The following is a 23460-nucleotide window of genomic DNA, read 5'->3' on the forward strand; positions in this document are numbered from 1 at the left end:
AGGCGGGGTCAGCTCGCCGCGGACGCCTGCTCCTTCGCCACGAGGGTCAGCACGTCGTACGACGCGACGAGCTCGTCGTTCTGGTTGCGCAGCACCGCGTCCCAGCGTACCTCGCCGTACTCGTCGGTCTCGCGGGGCGTGATCTGCTTGGCCGTGAGCTCGACGCGGATCGCGTCGCCGGGCGAGACGGGCGTCACGAAGCGCAGGTTCTCGAGGCCGTAGTTCGCGAGCACCGGGCCCGGGGCCGCGTCGACGAAGAGCCCGGCGGCCCACGAGACGAGCAGGTAGCCGTGCGCCACGCGCCCGGGGAAGAACGGGTTCGCGGCCGCGGCCTCCTCATCCATGTGGGCGTAGAAGGTGTCACCGGTGAAGTTCGCGAAGGTCTCGATGTCCTCGAGGGTCACCGTGCGCGAGCCGCTCACGACCTGGTCGCCCAGGCGCAGCTCGGCGAGCGACTTGCGGAAGGGGTGAACTCCGTCGGCCCGCGCGCTCGCGCCCGCGTGCCAGACCCCCGTGAGGGCGGTGAGCATCTCGGGCGAGCCCTGCACCGCGGTGCGCTGCATGTGGTGCAGCACCGCGCGGATGCCGCCGAGCTCTTCCCCGCCGCCCGCGCGGCCGGGTCCGCCGTGCACGAGGTTCGGCAGCGGCGAACCGTGCCCGGTCGAACTGCGCGCGTCGTCGCGGTCGAGGAACAGCACGCGCCCGTTGTACGCCGCGATGCCCGAGGCGAGCTCGACGGCGACCTCGGGGTCGTGCGTCGCGACGCTCGTGACGAGCGATCCGCCGCCGCGGGCGACGAGCGCCGAGGCCTCGGCGAGCGAGCCGTAGCCGACGATCGACGACACCGGTCCGAAGGCCTCGACCTCGTGCAGGGCCGGGCTCGCGGCATCCGCGAACCGCAGCAGCATGGGCGCGACGAAGGCGCCGTCGGGCGCGGTGCCGGTCGAACCGTCCGCGAGCGCGACCGAAGGGGCATCCGTCGAGCCGATCACGAGCTCGCCGCCCGCGGCGGTGAGCCGGCCCACCTGGCGCAGCACCTCGTCACGCTGCGCGGTCGAGGCGAGCGGCCCCATCGTGACCCCCTCGGCGCGCGGGTCGCCGACGACGACGCGCTCCGCGATGCGCGCACGCACCGCGTCGATGACGGCGTCGACGGATGCCTCGGGCACGATCGCTCGGCGGATCGCCGTGCACTTCTGCCCCGCCTTCGTCGTCATCTCGACGACGAGCTGCTTCACGTACGCGTCGAACTCGGGAGTGCCGGCGACCGCGTCGGTGCCGAGGATCGACGCATTGATCGAGTCGGTCTCGCTGGTGAACCGCACGCCGCCGGTCTGCACCGAATCGTGGGCGCGCAGGCGCTCGGCGGTCGACGCCGAACCGGTGAACGCGACGAGGTCGCCGAGCCGCAGGTGGTCGAAGAGGGTCGGCACGCTGCCCGAGACGAGCTGCAGCGAACCCTCGGGCAGCAGGCCCGACTCGACGAGGATGCGCACCATGTGCTCGGCGAGGTAGCCGGTCGGCGTCGCGGGCTTCACGACCGTCGGCATGCCGGCGAGGAAGGCGGGCGCGAACTTCTCGAGCGAACCCCACACCGGGAAATTGAAGGCGTTGATCTGCACGGCGACGCCGGGCAGACGAGTGTAGATATGCCGCCCGAGGAATGAGCCGTCCTTCGAGAGGTTCTCGACGGCGCCGTCGAGGTACACCTTGGCGTTCGGCATCTCGCGGCGACCCTTGCCCGAGAAGGTGAAGAGCACGCCGATGCCGCCGTCGATGTCGACCCACGAGTCCGACTTCGTCGCACCGGTGCGGCTCGACAGCGCGTACAGCTCGGCCTTGCGCTCGGTGAGCACGAGCGCCATCTGCTTGAGCAGCACAGCGCGCTGGTGGAAGGTGAGCGCCCCGAGCGAGGCCTGCCCCGCGGTGCGGGCGTACTCGAGCGCGGCGCCGAGGTCGAGGCCCTCGGTGGAGACGCGCGCGACGACCTCGCCGGTCGACGCGTCGCGCACCTCGGTCGCGGTCGCCCCCTCCGACGCGGCGGACGCGTCCGGCGTCCACCATGCTCCATTGACGTAGCTCGGAAGCATCTCGGTCATCTTGTGTTCCTCTCGAAAGTGTCCATGTCCGGTGATCGAGGAGCGGCCGGCGAAGCCGGACGCGTCTCGAGATCCCTCACGAGGCATCCCACTGGTAGAAGCCCTCGCCGCTCTTGCGTCCGAGCTTGCCCTCGGCGACCATGCGGCGCAGCAGGGCTGGCGGAGCGAAGCGGTCGCCGAGCGTCTGCGCGAGGTACTCGGCGATGCCGAGCCGCACGTCGAGCCCGACCAGGTCGGTCAGCTTCAACGGTCCGACGGGGTGCTTGTAGCCGAGCGTCATGGCCGCGTCGATGTCTTCAGCGGAGGCGACGCCCTCTTCGAGCATGCGGATGGCCTCGAGCCCGAGCATGACGCCGAGGCGCGACGAGGCGAAGCCCGGGGCATCCGCGACGACGATGGGCGTCTTGCCGATCGCGCGCACCCAGGCGCGCGCCTCGTCGACGAGGGCGGGGTCGGATGCCTCGCCGCGCACGATCTCGACGAGCGTCGACGCGGGCACGGGGTTGAAGAAGTGCATGCCGACGAAGCGCGCCGGCCGGTCGAGCAGGGCGGCGAGCTGGTCGATCGAGATCGACGAGGTGTTCGAGGCGAGCGCCGCGCCCGGGGGGAGCACTCGCTCGACCCGGGTGAGGGCGTCGATCTTGAGTTCGAGGTCCTCGGGCACGGCCTCGACGACGAGCCCGCAGCTCGCGAAGTCGGCGACCTCGGTGCTCGTGGCGAAGCGTGCGGCATACGTCTCGGCCGAGCCGTCGGCGGTGCCGCGTGCGACGGAGGCGGCGACCGAGTCGAGCACGCGCTCCGAGGCGGCCGCAGCGGCGGCGGCGTCGCGTTCGACGACGGTGACGCGCGAGCCCGCGAGCAGGAACGCGTGCGCGATGCCCGCGCCCATCCGTCCGCCGCCGAGCACGCCGACGGCGGCGGGGGCGCCGGCGGCCGTCGTCGAAGCCTGTTCGTGCACGTCGCTCACTTCTGCTTCCTCTCGAGGAACTCGGTCATGCGTCGGTACTTCTCGGGACTCTCGAACAGCACCGCCTGCTCCTCGAGGTCGACGGCGGGGTGCGCGTCGCGGGGCGCGCGGAACACGCGCTTCGTCGCGATCGTCGCGGCGCGGTCGTTGCGGGCGATCCGGTCGGCGATCGCGTGCGCGGCGGGCAGCAGCTCGTCGGCGGGGTGCACCTCGCTCACGAGCCCGATCTCGCGGGCCTCGTCGGCGCCGATGGCACGGCCCGTGAGCAGGAGTTCGATCGCGCGCGCGTCGCCGACGATCTCCTTGAGGCGCCAGCTCGCGCCCGCCGCGGCGATGATGCCGAGGCCCGTCTCGGGGTTGCCGATCTTCAGCGACGGCGTCGCGATGCGGATGTCGGCGGCGTACGCGAGTTCGGCCCCGCCCCCGAGCGCGTAGCCGTCGAGCGCGGCGATCACGGGCATCGGCAGCAGGGCGATGCGCACGAAGGCGTTCGCGTTGATGCCGGCACGGGCGTCGTCGGCGCGGCGCTCGCGGAGCTGGGCGATGTCGGCGCCCGAGGCGAACACGCCCCCGGCACCGGCGAGGATGAGGGTGCGCGGCATCGCCTCGAGCTCGGCGCACAGCAGGTGCAGGGCGTCGATCGTGGCCTGGTCGATGGCGTTCCGCTTCTCGGGCCGGTTGAGGGTGGCGACCACGCGGTCGTCGTGCCGCTCGACGAGCAGCGGCCCGCCGTCGCCGGTCGAGGAGCGCATCGACGTCTCGAGACCCGCCATCGTCACACCCGCTCCACGATGAGGGCGCTGCCCTGGCCGACGCCGACGCACATGGTCGCGAGGCCGTAGCGCGAGTCTTCGCGCTCCATGCGGCCGAGCAGCGTCACGACGAGTCGCGAGCCCGATGATCCGAGGGGATGCCCCAGGGCGATCGCGCCGCCGTCGACGTTCACCCGCTCGGGGTCGAGCCCGAGGCGGCGCATCGAGGCGAGCGACTGGGTGGCGAACGCCTCGTTGAGCTCGACGGAGCCGATCTCGTCGAGGTCGAGGCCCGAGCGCTCGAGCGCCTTCTCGGTCGCGGGAACGGGGCCGAGGCCCATGATCTCGGGGGCGAGGCCGGCCGAGGTGCCGACGACGATGCGGGCGCGGGGCGTGAGGCCGTAGCGTTCGACGGCGGCGGCGCTCGCGACGAAGATCGCCGAGGCGCCGTCGTTGAGCGCGCTCGAGTTGCCGGCGGTCACGACCGAGCCGCCGGGCACGACGGGGCGAAGCCCGGCGAGCACCTCGAGGGTGGTCTCGGGGCGCGGACCCTCGTCGACGAGCACCTCGCCGCGGTGGGTCGGCACACCGACGATCTCGGCCTCGAAACGGCCGGCGGCGATCGCGGCGGCGGCGCGCTGCTGCGATCGGAGGGCGAAGGCGTCGGCGTCGGCGCGGGTGATGCCGTCGACGCGGGCGACCTCCTCGGCGGTCTCGGGCATCGAGAAGGTGGCCTTGTCGCGTGCGAGGAGCGTCGGGTTCGGGAACCGCCAGCCGATCGAGGTGTCGTACTGGGCCCCCGGCTTGGCGAAGGCGCGTTCGGGCTTCTGCTGCACCCAGGGCGCGCGGGTCATCGACTCGACGCCGCCCGCGAGGATGAGGTCGGCGTCGCCTGCGCGCACGGCCTGCGCGGCCATGGTGATCGCCGACATGCCCGAAGCGCAGAGCCGGTTGACGGTAATGCCCGGCACCTCGTCGGGCAGGCCCGCGAGGAGCACGGCCATGCGGGCGACGTTGCGGTTGTCCTCGCCGGCCTGGTTGGCCGCCCCGAGGATGACCTCGTCGATCGCGCCGAGCTCGCCGGCGACGTCGAGGCCCGCGCGACGGACGGCCTCCCCGACGACGAGTGCCGCGAGGTCATCGGGTCGTACACCTGCGAGGGCGCCGCCGTAACGGCCGACCGGGGTGCGGACTCCGCCGACGAGATAGGCCTCTGCCATGGTTCACTCCTGACCGCATTGTCTGTGGTGGAACGCTGGACCCAGCGTACGGCGGGGGCTCGCGGCATCCGACGATCGGAATTCCTGACCGACCGTTCAGGTAGTAATTATGGCAAACGGATGGCCCGGGCGCCACTCGGCGCCACGAGGCACGCAGCTCACGGGTGCCCGTGGCCGCTCACGTGCAGCTCGCCATGCGGCACGGCGAGCTCGCCGGCGGCCGTGCCGGCGAGTGCGGGCGTCGCGAGCGCCGCGACGAGCGCCGCCCCGACGACGAGGCCGAGGACCGAACGGGCGGCGGGCGCGCCTGGGCTCCGGGCACGTCGCCGGTCCGCACGCGGTCCCCCACGCAGCGCGCCGGCAGCCCCGAGCGCGACCACCACGACGAAGACGTCGGCCGCCAGCAGCGGCATCACGGCGATGCCGAGCGCCGCGGCGGTCGAACCAGCCGCCGGCAACAGACCCGAGGCGGCGAGCGCCCCGAGGCTGGCCGCGAGTACGGTGCGCGGCGCAGGCACCCGCCCCGTGTGCAGTGCGAGTACAGCCCAGCCGAGTGCGGCGAGCCCGCACCCGGCCAGCGCAACCCCCGCCGCGCCACCGCCGACGCCGGTTCCCCCAGCGACGTCGGCGGCGCCGCTCGCGATCGCGCCCGCTGCCGTCGCGGTCAGCACGAGTCCGGCGCCGAGGGCGGCGAGCATCGGCCAGCCGCGCACGAGATCGGGCACCCACGATCGCGACGACATCGCGGGCCTATGCGGTCGCGGCGCGGGTCTCACCCGCCCGCTCGGTGCCGAGGCCCACGCCGAGCAGCACGAGCGCGCTCGCGAGGTGCAGGAAGTGGTCGGCCGTGTTCAGCGCGAGGATGTTCGCCGCCGTCCCCGCGAGGAAGAAGCCGACGATCCCGAGCAGCAGGTACGCCGCACCGACCACGGTGTTCGCGCCCTTCGCCGCCCGGGCGCTGACGAGCCCGGAAACGAGCAGGGCGCCGCCGATGAGCAGGTGGGCGACGTTGTGCAGCGGGTTGACCGCGAAGACGCCGAGCAGCAGACCACCCTGCGTGGCGATGAAGTCCATGCCCCCGGTGACGGCGAAGCCGAGCAGGCCGACGAGCAGATAGACCGCACCGAAGACGGTGGCGACGATGCGATTCGGTGAGTTGCGCATGATTCCTCCTGAGCAGTAGCGGCGGATGCCGCGTCGGATGGTGTTTCGGAGCCGACCGCCGCGCCGGATCGCCGCCCTTCGGGTCGGCATGCGGCCGATGCGGCGGCCGGGGTCTCACATCGCCGGCATGAGCACGGAGTCGATGAGGTAGACGGTCGCGTTCGCGGTGTGCACGCCGCCGCAGATCACGGCCGCGTCGTTCACCATGAGGGCATCGCCCGAGCCCGTGACCTCGACGGTGCCGCCCTGCACGGTGGCCTGAGTCCCAACCACCTCATCGGGCGAGAGCTGACCCGGCACGACGTGGTAGGTGAGGATCGACGTCAGCGTCGCCGCGTCGGTCTTCAGCGAGTCGATCGTGGCGGCGTCGATCTTCTCGAAGGCGTCGTCGACGGGCGCGAAGACGGTGAACTCGTCGCCGTTGAGCGTGTCGACGAGGTCGACCTCTGGGTTGAGCTGCCCCGACACCGCGGCGACCAGCGTCGTCAGCAGCGGGTTGTTCGATGCGGCGACGGCGACCGGGTCCTGCGACATGCCGACGACCGAGCCGGGCCCGTCGGGCACCGCCTCGGCGTAGCCGGCACAGCCGGGTCCGACGAGGTCGGCGGCCGGGTCGGCCTCCATGGGCGCCTCGCTCGGCGTCGTCCCCTCCGACATGGCGGGCTCCTCGGTCCCGGTGGCGGTTCCGCCCATGCTGCAGCCGGCGAGGCCGAGTGCGGCGACCGCCGTGATCGAGAACACGGCGAGAGCTGTCCGAGTGCTGCGGATGGATCGCATGGATCTCCTCCTTCGAATGCGCGGCCCCGAGCGGGCCGTCAGGAGGGATTCGGAGAGGGCACCGCGGCGGATTGGATCGACCGGCAACCGATCGCCGAACCCCGGGGCAATCGAATCGGGCGCCCGCTCCGAATCACCGTCAGACCCACGAAACGAGGAACCCGTGCTCGCTCTCGCTCTCATCGGCCTCGCCGGCGGCCTGATCACCGGCATCTCGCCGTGCATCCTGCCGGTGCTGCCCGTCATCCTGCTGTCGGGCGGTGCGCAGAGCGCACGCGGCGACGGTTCCGATGCGCCGAGCCGCTGGCGCCCGTACCTCGTGATCGCGGGCCTCGTCGTGAGCTTCACCCTCGTGACGCTCGCGGGGTCGCTCCTCCTCGGCCTCCTCGGCCTGCCGCAGGACGTGCTCCGCTGGGCGGGCCTCGTCGTGCTCGCCCTCATCGGAATCGGGCTCATCGTGCCGCGCTTCGAGGAGCTGCTCGAACGGCCCTTCTCCTGGATCCCCCGTCGCGTAGTCGGCACCGACCGCGGCGGCTTCGGGCTCGGCTTCGCCCTCGGCGCCGTGTACGTGCCGTGCGCGGGCCCGGTGCTCGCCGCGATCACGGTCGCGGGTTCGACGGGCCGCATCGGGCTCGAGACCATCGTGCTCACGATCTCGTTCGCGGTCGGTGCGGCAGCGCCGCTGCTGTTCTTCGCACTCGCGGGTCGCGGTCTGGCCGAGCGGCTCGCGAGCTTCCGTCGTCACCAGCGCGGCATCCGCATCACGGGCGGAATCGTGATGATCGCCCTCGCCGTCGGGCTGGCCTTCAATCTGCCGCAGCTCCTGCAGCGTCTCGTACCCGACTACACGTCGGAGCTCCAGCAGCAGCTCGCCGACTCCGAGGAGGTGACCGAGGCGCTCGACCTCGGCGGGCTCGTCACCGACGAGAACCGCGAGCTGTCGAAGTGCTCGAACGGTGCGGCCGAGCTCGAGTCCTGCGGTCGCGCACCGTCGATCCGCGGCATCCAGCAGTGGTTCAACACGGCGGACGGGGCGGGGATCGACCTCGACGAACTCCGCGGGAGTGTCGTGCTCATCGACTTCTGGGCGTACTCGTGCATCAACTGCCAGCGCTCGATCCCCCACGTCGTCGCCTGGGACGAGGCGTACCGAGATGCCGGGCTCACGGTCGTCGGCGTCCACTCGCCCGAGTACGCCTTCGAGAAGGAGCCGCGCAACGTCGCGGCCGGCATCGAGGCGTTCGGCATCGACTATCCCGTCGCGCTCGACAACTCCCTCTCGACGTGGACGAACTATCGCAACCGCTACTGGCCCGCTCACTACCTGATCGACGCGGACGGCACGGTGCGGCACGTCGCCTTCGGCGAGGGGCACTACGAGCGCACCGAGCGGCTCATCCGCGAGCTCCTCGTCAGCGCCGACGCCGAGGTCTCGCTGCCCGCGCCGACGGACCTCGTCGATGAGACGCCCACGGCCGGAACGACGACGCCCGAGACCTACCTCGGCACCACGAAGCAGGTGAACTTCGCCGGCGCAGAGCCCTACCGCCGCTCGACGAAGAGCTTCACTCTGCCGGCCTCGCAACCGGCCGACAGCTTCGCGCTCGCCGGCGAGTGGGCGCTCGACACCCAGTCGATCGCCCCAGTCGGGGACGCGGCATCCATTCGCCTCGAGTTCACCGCCCGCGAGGCGCGCCTCGTGCTCTCGGGCGCAGGCACCGTCGTCGTGCGCGAGGGGGGCCGCGAGACGCGCGTCGAGGTCGACGGGGTGCCCCGGTCGTACGCCGTGCACGAATCGGATGCCACGGAGACGGGCTCGCTCACCGTCGAGATCCCGGCCGGGGTCGCGGCCTACTCCTTCACGTTCGGATGATCGATGTGCACGATTCGCGCACGGCGCCGCCCGTCGAGGAGCGGCCGCCCGGCTCGGGCTCTGTCATGCTGGGTGCCGTGGTCGATGACGGGGAGGCTCCGGTGCGGGGCCCGATCACGCTCGACGAACTGCTCGTCGCGACCGCGACGGGCGACCGCGACGCCTTCAGCCGGCTCTACGACGAGGCCGCGCCCCGGGTCTACGGGCTCGTGCGCCGCATTCTCGTCGACGCCGCCCAGGCGGAGGAGGTGACGCAGGACGTGTTCCTCGAGGCATGGCAGACCGCCGCCAGGTTCGACCCCGCCCGCGGCGCCGCCGCCGCGTGGCTGCTGACCCTCGCCCACCGGCGCGCCGTCGACCGGGTCCGCTCTGCGCAGGCTGCGCACGACCGCGACCTGCGAACCGGGATCCGCGACCTCGCCGTCCCCGTCGACGAGGTTGCCGAGGCAGCGGAGATCGCCGTCGAGCACGAACGCGTGAGCGGCGCCCTCGCCGAACTCAGCGCAGTCCAACGCGAGTGCCTCGCGCTCGCCTACTACGGAGGCTGCACCCACTCGGAGATCGCCGAGCACCTCGGTCTGCCACTCGGTACGGTGAAGACCCGGTTGCGGGATGGGATGATCCGATTGCGCGAACTGCTGGGGGTGAGCACATGAACCGAGCCGACGACGCGTCCGCCGGGCGTGAGCCCGAGGATCTGCGCGAGCTGGCTGCCGCCTATGCGATCGGCGCGCTCGACGCGGCCGATCGCCTCCGGTTCGAACGCGCCCTCGCGGAATCCGCCGAGCTCCGCGCCGACGTCGAGCTGTTCCGCGCCGCGGCGGCCGGTTCGCTCGGCGCGGCGGTGCCGCCGCTCGCGCCGCCGCCGAGCCTCAAAGCCGGCCTCTTCGACCGTCTCGACGCGACCGCGCAGGAGCCGCCGGCCGCGCCCGCGCCCGAGGAGGCCGCATCGGCTCCATCCCCGTCGAACTTCGAGGAGCCTGCCGAGCCCCCCGCCCCGACCGACGAGCTCGCCGCCCGGCGCCGCCGCCGCCGACTCGCGACGGTGCTCTCAGCGGCCGCCGCGGCCGTGCTGCTCGTCGCGGGCGTCGTCATCGGCACCAACTGGCCCGGCCCGAACGGCTGGGGCGCGCAGCGCGAGATGTCGGCGCTCGCTGAGGCGCCGGATGCCGAGCAGACGACGGTCGAAGCCGCCGGAGGCGGCGAGGTGACGCTCGTCTGGTCGGCCGAACAGGGTCGCAGCGCCGTCGTCACCGAGGGACTGCCCGATGTCGGCGACGACCGGACCTACGAGCTCTGGTACATCGACGAGTCGGGCGCGGTGTCAGCGGGCACCTTCGACGTCGCCGGCGACGAGGCCTGGCGACTGCTCGAAGGCGAGTTCGCAGCGGGGGTGGCGGTCGGCCTCACCATCGAACCCGCCGGGGGTTCGGAGCAACCGACCACCGACCCGGTCGCGGTCATCGAGACCTGAGCCGGGCGGCCCGCCCCGAGCGGTCGGCGAGCGGGTCGCGGCCTGGTCTCGCACGAGCCCTGCAGAAACGACGGATGCCCCGGAGCGAGGTGGCTCCGAGGCATCCGCGAACGTCGTGCTCGCTCAGTCGAGCAGGTCGACGTCCTTCGTCTCTTTCACAAGCGAGACGCCGATGAGCGAGATGACGGCGGCGATCGCGATGTAGACGCCGATCGTCCACGAGGCGTGGAACTGGTTCATGAGCGCCTCGGCGATCATCGGGGCGAACGCACCGCCGAGGATCGCGCCGAGGGCGTAGCCGATCGAGACGCCCGAGTAGCGCACGTTGGCCGGGAACATCTCGGCGTAGAGCGCGGCCTGCGGGCCGTACGAGAGGCCGAGCCCGAACGTCATCACGAACAGGGCGACGAAGTACCAGAGGATCTCGCCGGTGTCGATGAGGAACCACATCGGCACGGCCCAGAGGGCGAGGAACACGTATCCGATCTGGAACGTGCGCACGCGGCCGAGACGGTCGGAGATGCGACCGCCCCAGAGGGTGAAGCCGAGCCACCCGAACGAGGCGAGCGTCGTGGCGAGCAGCACCGCCGGGCGCTCCATGCCGAGCGCGGTCGTCGCGTAGGTCGCGAAGTACGCGATGAGCAGGTAGCCGGCCGCGTTGTTCGCGATGAAGATGACCGCGGTGAGGATGACCTGCTTGGTGTTCTTGCGGAACAGCTGGCCGAGCGGAGCCGAGGCCTCCTTGCGGCGGCGCAGCAGCTCCTCGAAGACGGGGCTCTCCTCGACGGCCTTGCGGATGACGTAGCCGACGGCGATGAGCACGATCGAGAGCAGGAAGGGGATGCGCCAACCCCACTCCATGAACGCCTCCGGCGACATCGAGCTCGTGAGCACCCAGAGCGTGAACGTCGCGAGGATCATGCCGACCGGTACGCCGATCTGCGGGAAGGCGCCGAAGAAGCCGCGCTTCCCGTTGGGGGCGTGCTCGACCGCCATGAGGGCCGCGCCGCCCCACTCGCCGCCGGCGGAGAAGCCCTGCAGGATGCGGAGCAGGATCAGCAGGATCGGCGCGGCGATCCCGATCGCCGCGTACGTCGGCAGCACGCCGATGAGCGCGGTCGAGATGCCCATCATGACGAGCGTGAAGACGAGCATCTTCTTGCGGCCGATCTTGTCGCCGAGTCGCCCGGCGACGATGGCTCCCAGCGGGCGGAAGAGGAAGGAGATGCCGATGGTCGCGAAGGAGAGGACCTGGGCGAGGCCCGGGTTCGACTCGGCGACGGGAGCGAGGAAGAGCGGTGCGAGCACGAGGCCGGCGGCCTGCGCGTAGATGAAGAAGTCGTACCACTCGATGGAGGTGCCGACGAGGGTGCCGGCGAGTACTTTGCGTTCCTCGGCTGTGACGGCTCGGGGCGGGGCGGGGTCGGTGACAGCAGTCGACATGCGAACTCCGTTGTTCTCTGGGGGCGGGCGGGAAGACGGTCGGCGCGACCGGGACCCATCGCGCGACACGCGTATTTCCTGACCGATTGTTCGGTAGGGAAATCAGAGCGTATCGCATCCGGCGACCCGCACGGAAGCGGTCAGCCCGCGGCCGGTGCCTCCGTGTCGGCGGGCGCCTCGCCGTCCGTCGGCGCATCGCTCGCGGCGGGGGGCTCGGTCGGCGTCGACTCGCTCGGCGGGCCGAAGAGCCGCCACGAACCGGCGGCGCATTCGTAGAACTGCACGGTCGAGGTGTCGATGTAGACGTCGCCGTTCGCCGTGCAGGTGTCGTCCGCGGGTGCGCCGACGCCGAGGAGCACTTGAGTGCCCGGCGTTCCGGCCTCGCCCTGCTCGCCCTGTTCGCCCTGTTCGCCCGTGGCGCCCTGTTCGCCCGTGGCGCCCGTCGCGCCCGTCGCACCCGTCGCGCCCTGCTCACCGGTCAGGTTCGCGGCGGCGGACGCGCGGATGTTGCCGACCGGCGTCCACTCGCCGCCCTCGAAGAGATAGACGTCGGAGGTGGAGATGTCGATGTAGACGTCGCCGTCGTAGCCCTTGCCCGCCTCGGGCACCCCGCTGCCCGCGCGGACGGCCGAGCCTGCCGGCAGGATCTCCTCGAGGGCCTCCTCGTAGGCGGCCTCGTCGACCGTCGCGACGGGTGTCGGGGTGGGCTCCGCACTCTCGGCCGAGCCGGCGAGCCGGGCGCCGAGGAATGCCGCGACGAACGAGAGCAGCACCACCCCGATGGCGACCCAGATGAGCATCGTGCGGCTGACCGTCGCAGGTCGTGCGGCGGATGCGTCAGCTGGTGCGGACTCGCCAGCCGGCTCGGAAGCCCGCGAGGTGCCGGGATCAGTCATGCTCGACCTCCAGGTCTCACGCCGGAACCCGGTCGCCCACCCGACGACCCCCGCGTCGCGCTCATCGTATCGACGCGAGCCCGCGCGACGGAAGAGGTGCCGCGGGATGGCGAAGGGCCCGCATCCACCGGATGCGAGCCCCTCGTCTCAGTCGATCGCCGCTCAGACGGCGGCGGTCTCCTCGACCTCGTCGACCTCCACAGTCTCGATGACGGCGTCGACGGCCTCGACGGCGACCTCGGCGGCTGCAGCCGGCTCGATCTCGACCTCGCGAGCGAGCTCGCCGTGCAGGTCGTCACCGAGACGCACGTCGACGAAGTCGACGTCGATCTCGGCCCGGTCGAGCAGCTCGCTCAGGCGACGCTGGCGGTTGCGCGGGATGAGGGTCACGACGCGGCCCTGCTTGCCGGCGCGGCCGGTGCGGCCGGCGCGGTGCAGGTACGTCTTGTACTCGTCGGGCGCGTCGGCCTGGATCACCAGGTCGATGTCGTCGACGTGGATGCCACGTGCTGCGACGTCGGTCGCGACGAGCACGTCGACCCGGCCGCTCGTGAGCTGCTGCAGGTTGCGCGTGCGGCGCGACTGGTTGAGGTCGCCGTGCAGGGCGACGGCACGGATGCCGCGGTCCTCGAGGTGGTCGGTCAGGTCCTCGGCGAAGGCGCGGGTGCGGCTGAAGACGAGCGTCTTGCCCTCGCGGTTCGCGAGTTCGGCGACGATGTCGCGCTTGTCGCGGTTGTCGATGACGAAGACGCGGTGGTCGATCGTCGAGGAGGCCTGGTCTTCACCGGCGACCTCGTGCACGGCCGGGTCGACGAGGAACTCGTCGACGAGCGTCGCCACGCCCTTGTCGAGGGTCGCCGAGAAGAGCAGCTTCTGGCCGCCCTCCGAGGTGCGGCGGATGATGCGCTGCACCGGCTCGAGGAAGCCGAGGTCGCACATGTGGTCGGCCTCGTCGAGCACCGTGATGACGACCTCGGAGAGGTCGAGACGGCCCTGCTCGATGAGGTCTTCGATGCGGCCGGGGGTGCCGATCACGATGTCGACGCCGCGCTGCAGCGCGCCGACCTGGCGGCCCTGGGGCACACCGCCGTAGATCTGCGTGGTGAAGAGGCCGACGCTCTGCGCGATGGGCTGCACGGTGCGGTCGATCTGCAGGGCGAGCTCGCGGGTCGGCGCGAGGATCAGCGCGCGAGGCTTGCGGCCCATCTGGCGGCGTCCGCCGGCCTTGCCCGATGCGGACCAGAGCTGCATGAGCCGCTCGACGGCGGGCGCGCCGAAGGCGATCGTCTTGCCCGAGCCGGTCTTGCCGCGGCCGAGCACGTCGCGACCCTCGAGCACGACGGGGATCGTCGCGGCCTGGATCGGGAACGGCGCCACGGCACCGAGCTGCGAGAGCGCGGCGACGACGTTGCCGCCGAGGCCGAGGTCGGCGAAGCTCACGCCGTCGACGTCGCCGGCCTGGATGGCCTCGGCCTCGAGGCGCTCGAGCACCACGTCGTCGTTCTGCGAGAAGCGGGGCGCCTCGTCGCGGGCGGGGTAGAAGTTCGAGGGGCGACGGCCCGACTCCTGGAAGCCGGGGCGGTCGAACTCGCGGCGCGGGCCGCGGTCGTTGCGGTCGAACGAACGCGCGGGGCGCGCGTCGCGGTCGAACGAACGGGCGGGGCGGTCGTTGCGGTCGTTGCGGTCGTTGCGGTCGTACGAGCGGGCCGGACGGTCGTTGCGGTCGCCGCGGTCGAACGAACGCGGAGCGCGGTCGTCGCGGTCGTAGGAGCGGGCCGGGCGGTCGTTGCGGTCGAACGAGCGAGCCGGACGGTCGTTGCGGTCGTTGCGGTCGAACGAACGAGCCGGACGGTCGTTGCGGTCGCCGCGGTCGAACGAACGCGGAGCGCGGTCGTCGCGGTCGAACCGACGGGGCGCACGGTCGTCACGGTCGTAGGAACGAGCCGGACGGTCGTTGCGGTCGTTCCGGTCGAAGGAACGGGGTGCACGGTCGTCGCGGTCGTACGAGCGCGCCGGGCGATCGTTGCGGTCGTTCCGGTCGAACGAGCGGGGAGCGCGGTCGTCGCGGTCGCGGCGCGGCGCACGGTCGTCGCGGTCGAACGAACGGGCCGGGCGGTCCTCGCGGTAGTGCGGGCGCGCCGGGCGGTCGCCGTACTCGCGGCGGGGGCCGCGGTCGTCGCGCTGGGTCGGGCGGGCACCGCGGTCGTCACGGTCGTACGAGCGGGGCGCACGGTCGTCACGGTCGTACGAACGACCCTCGCGCTCGGCGCGGTGGGGAGTGCGACCCGAGGCGACGCGCTCGTCGCGCGACCAGCGCTCCTTGCGGGGCGCCTCCTCCTCGGGGCGGTAGCCGCGGTGGCCGGGGCTGCGCGAGCCGGCCTTCTGGCCGCCGCGGTTCTTGCCGCCCTTGGCGTACGAGGGATCGAAGTTCGCGGCGGGTCGGCCGCCCTTGGGCTTCTTGTTCTTGGGCATGGTGATGACTTCCTGGGTTGTACTCAAGTACATGGCAGCCGCTGCGAGCGCAGCACACTGAGAACCCGGAACATCGTCGACCGGGGCCGTTCACATACGGTGACTATTCGAGACCGAACGTCTCGAAACCGGCCCTACAGACTCACAAACCCATCCATGCTCACGCACGGTGTCCAGAACCGACCTCACCACGATACCGGATATCGGCTGAGAAACCCCCGTGCACGGCGAGAAAGTGCGTGTAACCGCCGCGAAACGCGCGCCCCGTACGCTCACCTCCATGTCGACGAGCAGCAGCACGAGCACCGCACGCACCGGCCCCGCAGCATCCGTGACCGTCGCCCTCGAACCGCCTCGCCAACCCGAGGTGGAGCGCCTGCTCGATGGCAGCACCGCGTACGCGCAGAGCCTGTACCCGCCCGAGAGCAACTTCCTCCTCGACGTCGCGACCCTGGAGGCGCCCGGCGTCGCGTTCTTCGTCGCGCGCCAGGGCGGCGCGGCCGTCGGCATCGCGGCGCTCGTCGTCGAAGCGGGCGAGCCGGATGCCACGGGCCCGACCCGCGGCGAGCTGAAGCGCATGTTCGTGGATCCGTCGGCGCGGGGCGCCGGAGTCGCCGGCGCCCTGCTCGGCTCGATCGAGGCCGCCGCCCGAGCTCGCGGCCTCGACGAGCTCGTGCTCGAGACCGGCCCGCTGCACCACGCCGCGATCGCGCTGTATCGCAGGCACGGGTTCCGCGACATCCCGCAGTTCGGGCAGTACGTGGGCGAGGAGTTCAGCGTGTGCATGGCGAAGGAACTGTCGCCGCTCGCGTGACCCGCGCCGCCCATGTTGGGCGAAACGGGCAGATGGGGTTAGCATCGCTCCACCCCTGAACCCGGAGCCCGCGTGAACCCGACCCGACGCACAGGCGGCCCAGGCACCCGCCGCAGGCGGGTCGCGGTGGCCGCGACGGCGCTCGCGGGCGCGCTCGCTGGGGTGCTCGCGCTCTCGGGCTTCAACCAGCAGCTGCGCGAGATCGACCCGCCCGGCTCCGGAACGACGAGCGAGGTGGCGGGCACCGACATCGTCGGCATCCGCACGTTCACGCCACCCGAAGGGCTCGTCGTCGACGCCGACCTCGAGTACGGGGTGCGCGACGACGGCACCCTGCTGACGCTCGACGTGTGCAGCCCGGCCGCTCCAGTCGCCGACGACGCGGTCGCCGACGGGGCGGCCGAACCCGATGCCCACGCCTCGACCTCCCTGCCCGCGGTCGTCTCGATCCACGGCGGCAGCTGGCAGCGGGGCGACAAGGCGAACGCCGACTGGCGCAACGTCTGCCTCTGGCTCGCGAGCGAGGGCTTCGTCGCCGTCTCGGTGAACTACCGGCTCGTTCCCGACGCGATCTTCCCCGCCGCGCTCGACGATGTCGCGCTCGCGGTCGAGTGGTTGCGCGACCCCGAGCAGCTCGAGCGCTTCGGCGTCGACCCTGCGCGCATCGGCGCGTTCGGCGGTTCGGCGGGCGGGCAGCTCGCGGCGCTCCTCGGCACGACGGGCGAGGGCCCGCTCGATGAGGGGTCGCGGGTCGCGGCGGTCGCCGAACTGTCGGGCCCCGTGGGGCTCGTCTCCGACGAACTGGCCGCCGACGCGGCATCCGTCTGGCTGCGGAGCATCGTGGGCGCGTACCTCGGCTGCGAACCCGACGCGAACGAGGCCGACTGCCCGCAGGCGGCGGAGGCCGCGCCGGCGACCCATGCCGACGCGAGCGATCCGCCGTTCTTCATCGGCCACGCCGAAGACGAGATCGTGCCGCTCGGGCAGTCGCAGCGGTTCGCCGACGGGCTCGCGGGTGCGGGCGTGCCCGTCGAGTTCGCGGTCGTGCCGGGCGGCGAGCACTCGATCGGCATCCTCGACGAGGCGCTGCGGGCCCGGGTCGCCGCGTTCCTCCACGCGCAGCTCGGCTGACGCCCCCCTACCGCGGTATCGCCCCGGAATGGCGCGCGAGGGTGATGCGCCCGCACCCGCCGCGTGACAGGCTGGCCGCATCATGGACGACTCCCAGCCCACGGCACCCGCGGCCGCGCCCACCGCCGCGCCCGCCGCGGCCGCTCCGCCCGCCGCGCCCGCCGCCCGGCAGTGGCCGACGCTGGCGATGCCACGGGCGGCCTCGACGCCCGGCGACCCCGAGCGTCTCTTCCGCGCCTGGACCTGGGTCGGCACGGTGCTGCTCGCGATCGCATTGTTCGCCGTCTCCGTGCCGCTCGCCGCGACGATCTACGGGGTGCACCTGCTCGCCGCGTTCGCCACGAGCCTCGCCCTCACCGTCCCGCTGCCGCTCGCGATCCGTCTCCCGAAGACGGCGGCCGTGCTCGCGACCGCCGGCCTGCTCGCGTTCGCCCTGCTCTCCCTCGGCTCCGAGGGCGCGCCGTGGCCATGGCCCGTGACGACGATCATCGGGCAGGCGGCACTCCTCTTCGTGCTCGGCGTGTTCGGCATGCCGTGGCGGGGCGTGTTCGTCGTGTGGCTCGCCGGCGTGCTCGTCACGATGCCGTTCGCCTTCGTCGACGCCGGCGCGACCGCCAACGAGATCGCCGCGGCCTCGCTCACCGCGATGGCGCTGCCGGTCGCGCTGATCCTCGTGCAGTGGCGGGTGATCGCGGGCGAGCTCTTCCGCGAGCGCGCGCTGTCGGCCGCCGAGCAGGAGCGCCGGGTGCTCGTCGAGGAGCGCAACCGCATCGCCCGTGAGCTCCACGACGTCGTCGCTCACGGCCTGTCGATCATCCACGTGCAGGCGACGAGCGCGCCCTACCGGGTCGAGGGCCTGAGCGACGCGGCCCGCACCGAGTTCGCCGAGATCGCCGACTCCGCCCGCACCGCGATGACCGAGATGCGGCAGCTGCTGAGCGTGCTGCGCAGCGCAGAAGCCGAGGCCGAGACCGCACCGCAGCCCGGGCTCCAGGAGCTGCCCGCGCTCGTCGCCTCGGTCGAGCGGGCGGGCGTGCCGGTGACGCTCGAGCTCGACGACGCGCTGCCCGCCGGCGGGCTCGCCGCGAGCGCGGCCTACCGCATCGTGCAGGAGGCGCTGAGCAACGTGGTGCGCCACGCGCCAGGTGCGGTGACCCACGTCGCGGTCGAGCAGCTCGGCGACGACCTCGTCGTCGCCGTCGAGAACGACGCGCCGCCCGCGCCCGCCGAGGGCGAACCGGCGCCGGCCGAGCCCGCCGAACGCACGGGCGGCGGCCACGGTCTCGTCGGCATCGACGAGCGCGCAGCACTCCTCGACGGGCGCGCCGAGCACGGGCCGCGGCCCGGCGGGGGCTACCGTGTACTCGCGACCCTGCCGCTCGGGTCGGACGGAGGCGAATGGTGACGATCTCGGTGCTCATCGCCGACGACCAGGCGATGGTCCGCGCGGGGTTCGCCGCCGTCCTCGGCGCGCAGCCCGGCATCGAGGTCGTCGGGCAGGCCGCCGACGGGCTCGAGGCGGTGTCGCTCGCGCACGAGCTGCGCCCCGATGTCGTGCTCATGGACGTGCGCATGCCGCAGCAGAACGGCATCGAGGCGACGCGCGCCCTGCAGACCCCGCCCCGCAGCTCCGACTACGTGCCGCGCGTGCTGATGCTCACGACCTTCGACATCGACGAGTACGTCTACGACGCGCTGCGCGCCGGCGCGAGCGGGTTCCTGCTGAAGGATGCCACGCCCGACGAGCTCGTCCACGCGGTGCGCGTCGTGGCCGGCGGCGACGCGCTGCTTGCCCCGAGCGTGACCCGACGGCTCATCGAGGACTTCGCCCGCTCGGGCCCGCCGCCGAAGCCGAGCGGCAACCGCCTCGCCGAGCTCACCGAGCGCGAGCTCGAGGTGCTCACGCTCGTGGGTCGCGGCATGTCGAACTCCGAGATCGCGGCGGCCCTCTTCATCGCCGAGCAGACGGTGAAGACGCACGTCTCGAAGATCCTGCAGAAGCTCGGGCTGCGCGACCGGGTGCACGCCGTCGTGCTCGCGTACGACACCGGACTCGTCACTCCCTCCGCGGGCTGAGGTACCCCCTCCGCCGGTTGAGGAGCGCCCGACGGAGTCGGACGCGTCTCGAAACCTCGCGACCTCTCGAGCACCGCTCAGGTGGTTTCGAGACGCGTCGCCGCTCCGCGTCGGCGCTCCTCAACCGACGGTGCTGTCGCGGTACCGCGGTAGGGGCTGCGAACCGCTCCCGGGGGTGATGTCGACGCCGCCGCCGCGTTCGTAGCCTCCCGGCATGACCGAGACACTCGAACGCCCGCGGCAGGCGGCCCGCCCCGCGGCATCCGTTCGCGAACGCACCCCTGTGCGTCGCGACCCGAGCATCGACGCGATCCGCGTGGTGCTGCTCGTCGTCGTGTTCGTGCTGCACGCCATGATGGTCGGCGTGAGCGTCGGCCCCGACGGACCCGTGCTCGAGAACGCCCTCGAGGGCCAGGCGTGGTTCGGCCCCGTGAGCTGGGTCGTGCAGATCATGCCGCTCTTCTTCATCGTCGGCGGGTTCGCCGGCCTCACGCACTGGCGTGCGATGCGCGCCCGCGGCGCGACCGCCGCCGAGTACGTGCGCGCGCGCATCGAACGCCTCGTGCGCCCGGCGATCGCGCTCGTCGCCGTCGTCGCGGCGGGTCTCGTCACGCTGTCGCTCGCGGGCGTGCCCGGTGACGTCGTCGCCGTCGCGGGGTTCCGCATCGGGCAGCCGCTCTGGTTCCTCGCCGTGTACCTCGGTGCCTCAGCGCTCGTGCCATTCCTCGTGGGGCTCCACGAACGGGCGCCCGTGCTCACCCCGCTCGCCCTGCTCGGCGGAGTCGTCGCCGTCGACCTGCTCCGACTCTCGACGGGCATCGAGCCGATCGGCTACGCCAACCTCGCACTCGTGTGGCTGCTCGTGCAGCAGCTCGGGTTCCACCTCGCCGACGGCGCCTTCGACGGGCTCTCGCGGCGCACGCTCGGCGGGCTCGCCGCGGCGTCGCTGCTGCTGCTCGCCGTGCTCACCGCCACGGGCCCCTACCCCGTCGACATGCTCGTGAACCTCAACCCGCCGACGTTCTGCCTCGTCGTGCTCGGCGTCGCGCAGCTCGCGCTGTTCCAGCTGGTGCGCCCGCGCATCGCCGCCTGGGTGCGCGAACGGGATGCCACGCGCGCGATCTCCTTCGTCGGCGAACGGGCCATGACGGTGTACCTCTGGCACATGCCCGTGCTCGTCGGGCTCGCGGGCCTGGCGCTCGCCGCGAACGCCGCGATCGGGCTGCCGCTGCCCGACCCGCTGAGCGCCGGTTGGTGGGCGAGCCGGCCGATCTGGCTCCTCGTGGCCGGCGTCGCCGTCGCCGGAGCGGTGCTCCTGTTCGCCCGGTTCGAGCGGGGGCGGCGTGCGCCTCGCGGGGAGGGTGCTGCGCGCGTCCGGCCCGTCTCGGGGCGCGCGGCGGCGTTCGACGCGGTGCTCGCGGTCACCGGCGTCGTGGTGCTGCTCGTCGCCGGCTTCGGCCCGCTGCCGTCGCTCATCGCGCTCGCGCTGCTCGGCTCGGCGTTGCTCGGCTCGACGGTGCTCGGCTCGGCGCTGTTCAGCGACCGGCGCCGTCGGCCCGTCGACGCAGCTCGCGGATCTTCAGTCGCACGGCGGAGTGCAGGTAGTACAGCCCGAGCAGTCCGTAGACGAGCTGGCGCACCACGAAGCCGATCACGTCGTCGGTCGGCAGGTACGCCGCGAGCGGCATGAAGTTCATCGTCGCGAAGGCGATGCCGAACGCGAAGTACGCGGTGATCGCGAAGCTCGCCGTCGGCCGGTACGTCGCCTGCCACCACGGCCGTGAGGGGTCGAGCTCCTCGTCCTCCGAGCGGAGGCAGCGGGCGAGCACGATCCACCACGCGGCCTCGAGCGCGACCTGCGTGATCGTGCCGGCGAGCCCCGCGCCCGAGAGCGAGGCGATGACGGCGAGCAGCAGCCCGCCGGTGACGAACACGAAGGCGACCTTGAGCGCGGCCCGCCGCACCCGCAGCGGGTTGAGCTGGTAGCCGGGGGGCCGGGCGGGGCGGGGAAGGTCGTACATCGGGGCGCTCCGGTCTGTCGTTCGGGTGCGAGTCGAGTGGGCGTCGTTCGCGGCGGTGGCCGTCGGCATATCTTCGCCCACGCGCGCCGCGGTGTCGAACCGCACAACCCCCTGTCGTGCGCACGCGGGGCGCCGTAGGCTCGGCATCGCCCGCGATCGGAGACCCGCATGTCCGCTCCCTCCTCCCCAATCAGGCTGTCGCGCGACGATTGGCGGGTCGTCCTCACCCGGACGGCGCACGAGTACCGCATCAACCAGGTGCAGGACATCGCCGCTGCACTCACCTTCTACGCGGTGCTCGCGAGCCTGCCGGCGCTGCTCGCGGTGCTCGCCGCGGTCGGCCTGTTCGGCAGCGCCGAACACGTGGTCGTCGTGTTCCTCGACGTCGTCGGCGATCTCGGCGGCGAGGAGACGGCGGTCGCGCTGCGCGCACCGCTCGAGCAGCTGCTGGATGCCTCGCATGCGGGTCTCGCGTTCGTGACGGGCCTGCTCGCCCTGCTGTGGGCGGCCTCGGGCTACGTGGGATCGCTCGGCCGCGGGCTGAACCGCATCTACGGCGTCGAGGAGGGGCGCCCGTTCTGGGCGATGCGCCCGGCGATGCTCGCGGTCTCGGCCGTCGTCGTGGTGCTCGCGACGATGGCGGGGCTCGGGCTCGTCGTCTCGGGTCCGGTCGCCGAAGCACTCGCCCGCGCGCTCGGGCTCGACGAGGGCGTCGCGTTCTGGTGGGACCTCGCGAAGGTCCCCGTGCTCGCGGCGATCGGCATCGCCCTCATCGCCCTCCTCTACTGGGCGGCGCCGAACGTGAAGCGACGGCACCTGCGGTGGTTCAGCGTCGGCGCCCTCGGCGCACTGTTCGCCTGGGTGGCCGTCACGGCGCTGTTCGCGCTCTACGTGTTCGGCGTCGGCACCTTCCAGCGCACGTACGGCGCACTCGGCGGAGTGATCGCCCTGCTGCTGTGGGTGTGGCTGTCGAACCTCGCGCTGCTCTTCGGCGGGGTGCTCGACACCGAGGTCGAGCGGGTGCGGCAGTTGCGGGCCGGCATCATCGCCGAGGAGCAGGTGCAGCTGCCGCTCCGCGACGACCGCGTGATCGCGAAGAACCGCGAGCAGCGCCAGCGCGATGTCCAGGCCTCGCGGCACCTCCGGCTCGACGAGTAGCCGCCGGGTTCCGCTCAGCCGACGAGGGCGACTCCGGCGAGCGCGATGCCGCCGACGACGACGGTCGACGCCCCGGCGAGCACGAACGGGCGCGCCCCGGCCCGGCGGAACATGCTGAACCGCACCCCGGTGCCGAGGGCGAACATCGCCGCGGCGAGCAGGATCGTCTGCGCGACGCCCGCCCCGGCGACGACGGCGGGCGGCACGAGGCCGAGCGAACGGATCGCGACCATCGCGATGAAGCCGAGCACGAAGAGCGGCACGAGCGGCGGCTGCTTCGACGCGCGGCGGGCGCCCGTGGCATCCGGTTCGCCCGAGAGCCCGCCCGAGCCCGACGCGGCCGCGCGGGCGAGCGCGCGACGCTGCTGCAGCCCGATGACCGCCATGACGGGCGCGAGCATGAGCACGCGCGCGAGCTTCACCACGACGGCGACGCCCAGCGCGGTGCCGCCGAGCGCCCCGCCGACGGCGACGACCTGCGCGACCTCGTGGATCGAACCGCCGGCCCACATGCCCGCCTGGCGCTCGTCGAGGCCGAGGAGTCCCGAGACGAACGGCACCAACGGGATCATGAGCGTGCCGAAGATCACCACGAGGGCGACGGCGGTGACGACCTCCTCCTCCTCTGCGTCGACGACCCCGTCGACGGCGGCGACCGCGGCCGCGCCGCAGATCGAGAATCCGCACGCGATGAGGAGGCGTTGGGTCGCGCCGATGCCGAGCCAGCGGCCGATGAGCAGGGTCGCACCGATGCCGCCGACCACGATCGCGACGACGACCGCGATCATGCCCGGGCCGAGCGCGAGGATGTCCCCGAGCACGAGTTGCAGGCCGAGCAGCACGATTCCGAGGCGCAGCAGCGGCTTCGCCGCGAACGCGAGCCCGGGTTCGAGGCGCGGCGAGAGGGGGGCGAAGTTGCGCACGAGCACGCCGAGCACGATCGCGGTGAGGAGTGCGCTCAGCGTGGGCACGACGAGGGTGGCCGCGAGCGCGAGCCCTGCGGCTGCGGCGGCGAGGGCGAGGCCGGGGGCGAGCAGGACGACCCGGGCGACGAGCCGCTCGGCGAGGGTGCGCTGCGCCCGGGGGGTGCGCGGCGCGCGTGGTGCGGGGTGGAACATGCCTC

20 protein-coding genes are annotated in these 23460 nt (G+C 72.7%); 9 read left to right on the forward strand and 11 right to left on the reverse strand.

Going from position 1 to position 23460, the window contains the following annotated elements:
- Positions 1–8 precede the first annotated feature (8 nt).
- The 7 genes from paaZ to ACFVTX_RS06190 form a co-directional block, all read right to left on the reverse strand.
- A complete protein-coding gene (gene paaZ, locus ACFVTX_RS06160; RefSeq protein ID WP_386898673.1) occupies positions 9–2099 on the reverse strand; it encodes a phenylacetic acid degradation bifunctional protein PaaZ in 2091 nt (696 codons plus the stop codon).
- A 76-nt stretch (positions 2100–2175) separates the two neighbouring features.
- Positions 2176–3066, reverse strand: coding sequence for a 3-hydroxyacyl-CoA dehydrogenase family protein (locus ACFVTX_RS06165; protein ID WP_386898674.1), 891 nt, complete (start codon positions 3064–3066; stop codon positions 2176–2178).
- A complete protein-coding gene (locus tag ACFVTX_RS06170; protein WP_386898675.1) occupies positions 3063–3839 on the reverse strand; it encodes an enoyl-CoA hydratase/isomerase family protein in 777 nt (258 codons plus the stop codon). The genes ACFVTX_RS06165 and ACFVTX_RS06170 overlap by 4 nt, the downstream gene beginning before the upstream one ends.
- 2 nt (positions 3840–3841) lie before the next feature.
- Positions 3842–5038, reverse strand: a complete 1197-nt coding sequence (locus tag ACFVTX_RS06175) for an acetyl-CoA C-acyltransferase (protein ID WP_386898676.1) — start codon at positions 5036–5038, stop codon at positions 3842–3844.
- Positions 5039–5196: 158 nt separating this feature from the next.
- On the reverse strand, positions 5197–5781 hold the full coding sequence (locus tag ACFVTX_RS06180) for a hypothetical protein (protein WP_386898677.1): 585 nt from the start codon (positions 5779–5781) through the stop codon (positions 5197–5199).
- A gap of 7 nt (positions 5782–5788) precedes the next feature.
- Positions 5789–6202, reverse strand: coding sequence for a DUF4383 domain-containing protein (locus ACFVTX_RS06185; RefSeq protein ID WP_386898678.1), 414 nt, complete (start codon positions 6200–6202; stop codon positions 5789–5791).
- Between the two features lie 114 nt (positions 6203–6316).
- The gene (locus ACFVTX_RS06190; RefSeq protein ID WP_386898679.1) at positions 6317–6979 is read right to left on the reverse strand and encodes a fasciclin domain-containing protein; all 663 of its coding nucleotides are present in this window, start codon (positions 6977–6979) and stop codon (positions 6317–6319) included.
- Between the two features lie 163 nt (positions 6980–7142).
- Here ACFVTX_RS06190 and ACFVTX_RS06195 point away from each other — a divergent pair, with 163 nt between their 5' ends.
- The 3 genes from ACFVTX_RS06195 (at position 7143) to ACFVTX_RS06205 (ending at position 10326) form a co-directional block, all read left to right on the forward strand.
- Positions 7143–8852 (forward strand): cytochrome c biogenesis protein CcdA, encoded by a 1710-nt coding sequence (locus tag ACFVTX_RS06195; RefSeq protein ID WP_386898680.1) that lies wholly within the window; start codon positions 7143–7145, stop codon positions 8850–8852.
- A gap of 65 nt (positions 8853–8917) precedes the next feature.
- A complete protein-coding gene (sigK, locus tag ACFVTX_RS06200) occupies positions 8918–9508 on the forward strand; it encodes an ECF RNA polymerase sigma factor SigK (protein WP_386898744.1) in 591 nt (196 codons plus the stop codon).
- A complete protein-coding gene (locus tag ACFVTX_RS06205) occupies positions 9505–10326 on the forward strand; it encodes an anti-sigma factor domain-containing protein (protein WP_386898681.1) in 822 nt (273 codons plus the stop codon). The genes sigK and ACFVTX_RS06205 overlap by 4 nt, the downstream gene beginning before the upstream one ends.
- Before the next feature lie 123 nt (positions 10327–10449).
- Here the strand turns inward: ACFVTX_RS06205 and ACFVTX_RS06210 are convergent, their stop codons facing one another.
- From ACFVTX_RS06210 to ACFVTX_RS06220, 3 genes are all read right to left on the reverse strand, one after another.
- Complete coding sequence (locus ACFVTX_RS06210) at positions 10450–11769, reverse strand: MFS transporter (RefSeq protein ID WP_386898682.1); 1320 nt, start codon at positions 11767–11769, stop codon at positions 10450–10452.
- 140 nt (positions 11770–11909) lie between these two features.
- Complete coding sequence (locus tag ACFVTX_RS06215; RefSeq protein ID WP_386898683.1) at positions 11910–12665, reverse strand: hypothetical protein; 756 nt, start codon at positions 12663–12665, stop codon at positions 11910–11912.
- A 162-nt stretch (positions 12666–12827) separates the two neighbouring features.
- Positions 12828–15137 (reverse strand): DEAD/DEAH box helicase, encoded by a 2310-nt coding sequence (locus tag ACFVTX_RS06220; protein ID WP_386898684.1) that lies wholly within the window; start codon positions 15135–15137, stop codon positions 12828–12830.
- 280 nt (positions 15138–15417) lie between these two features.
- Between ACFVTX_RS06220 and ACFVTX_RS06225 the strand changes: the two genes are divergently transcribed.
- The 6 genes from ACFVTX_RS06225 (at position 15418) to ACFVTX_RS06250 (ending at position 22337) form a co-directional block, all read left to right on the forward strand.
- Positions 15418–15951: a GNAT family N-acetyltransferase gene (locus tag ACFVTX_RS06225; protein WP_386898685.1), complete on the forward strand. Its 534-nt coding sequence runs from the start codon at positions 15418–15420 to the stop codon at positions 15949–15951.
- Between the two features lie 72 nt (positions 15952–16023).
- A complete protein-coding gene (locus tag ACFVTX_RS06230; RefSeq protein WP_386898686.1) occupies positions 16024–17082 on the forward strand; it encodes an alpha/beta hydrolase in 1059 nt (352 codons plus the stop codon).
- Between the two features lie 82 nt (positions 17083–17164).
- A complete protein-coding gene (locus ACFVTX_RS06235) occupies positions 17165–18487 on the forward strand; it encodes a sensor histidine kinase (RefSeq protein ID WP_386898687.1) in 1323 nt (440 codons plus the stop codon).
- On the forward strand, positions 18484–19158 hold the full coding sequence (locus ACFVTX_RS06240; RefSeq protein WP_386898688.1) for a response regulator: 675 nt from the start codon (positions 18484–18486) through the stop codon (positions 19156–19158). The genes ACFVTX_RS06235 and ACFVTX_RS06240 overlap by 4 nt, the downstream gene beginning before the upstream one ends.
- 214 nt (positions 19159–19372) lie before the next feature.
- Positions 19373–20848, forward strand: a complete 1476-nt coding sequence (locus ACFVTX_RS06245; RefSeq protein WP_386898689.1) for an acyltransferase — start codon at positions 19373–19375, stop codon at positions 20846–20848.
- 499 nt (positions 20849–21347) lie between these two features.
- On the forward strand, positions 21348–22337 hold the full coding sequence (locus ACFVTX_RS06250) for a YihY/virulence factor BrkB family protein (RefSeq protein WP_386898690.1): 990 nt from the start codon (positions 21348–21350) through the stop codon (positions 22335–22337).
- Positions 22338–22351: 14 nt separating this feature from the next.
- Here the strand turns inward: ACFVTX_RS06250 and ACFVTX_RS06255 are convergent, their stop codons facing one another.
- A complete protein-coding gene (locus ACFVTX_RS06255; protein ID WP_386898691.1) occupies positions 22352–23455 on the reverse strand; it encodes a YeiH family protein in 1104 nt (367 codons plus the stop codon).
- Positions 23456–23460: the final 5 nt, after the last annotated feature.

Origin of the sequence: Agromyces sp. NPDC058136 (assembly GCF_042884375.1) — a bacterium.
Classification (GTDB): domain Bacteria; phylum Actinomycetota; class Actinomycetes; order Actinomycetales; family Microbacteriaceae; genus Agromyces.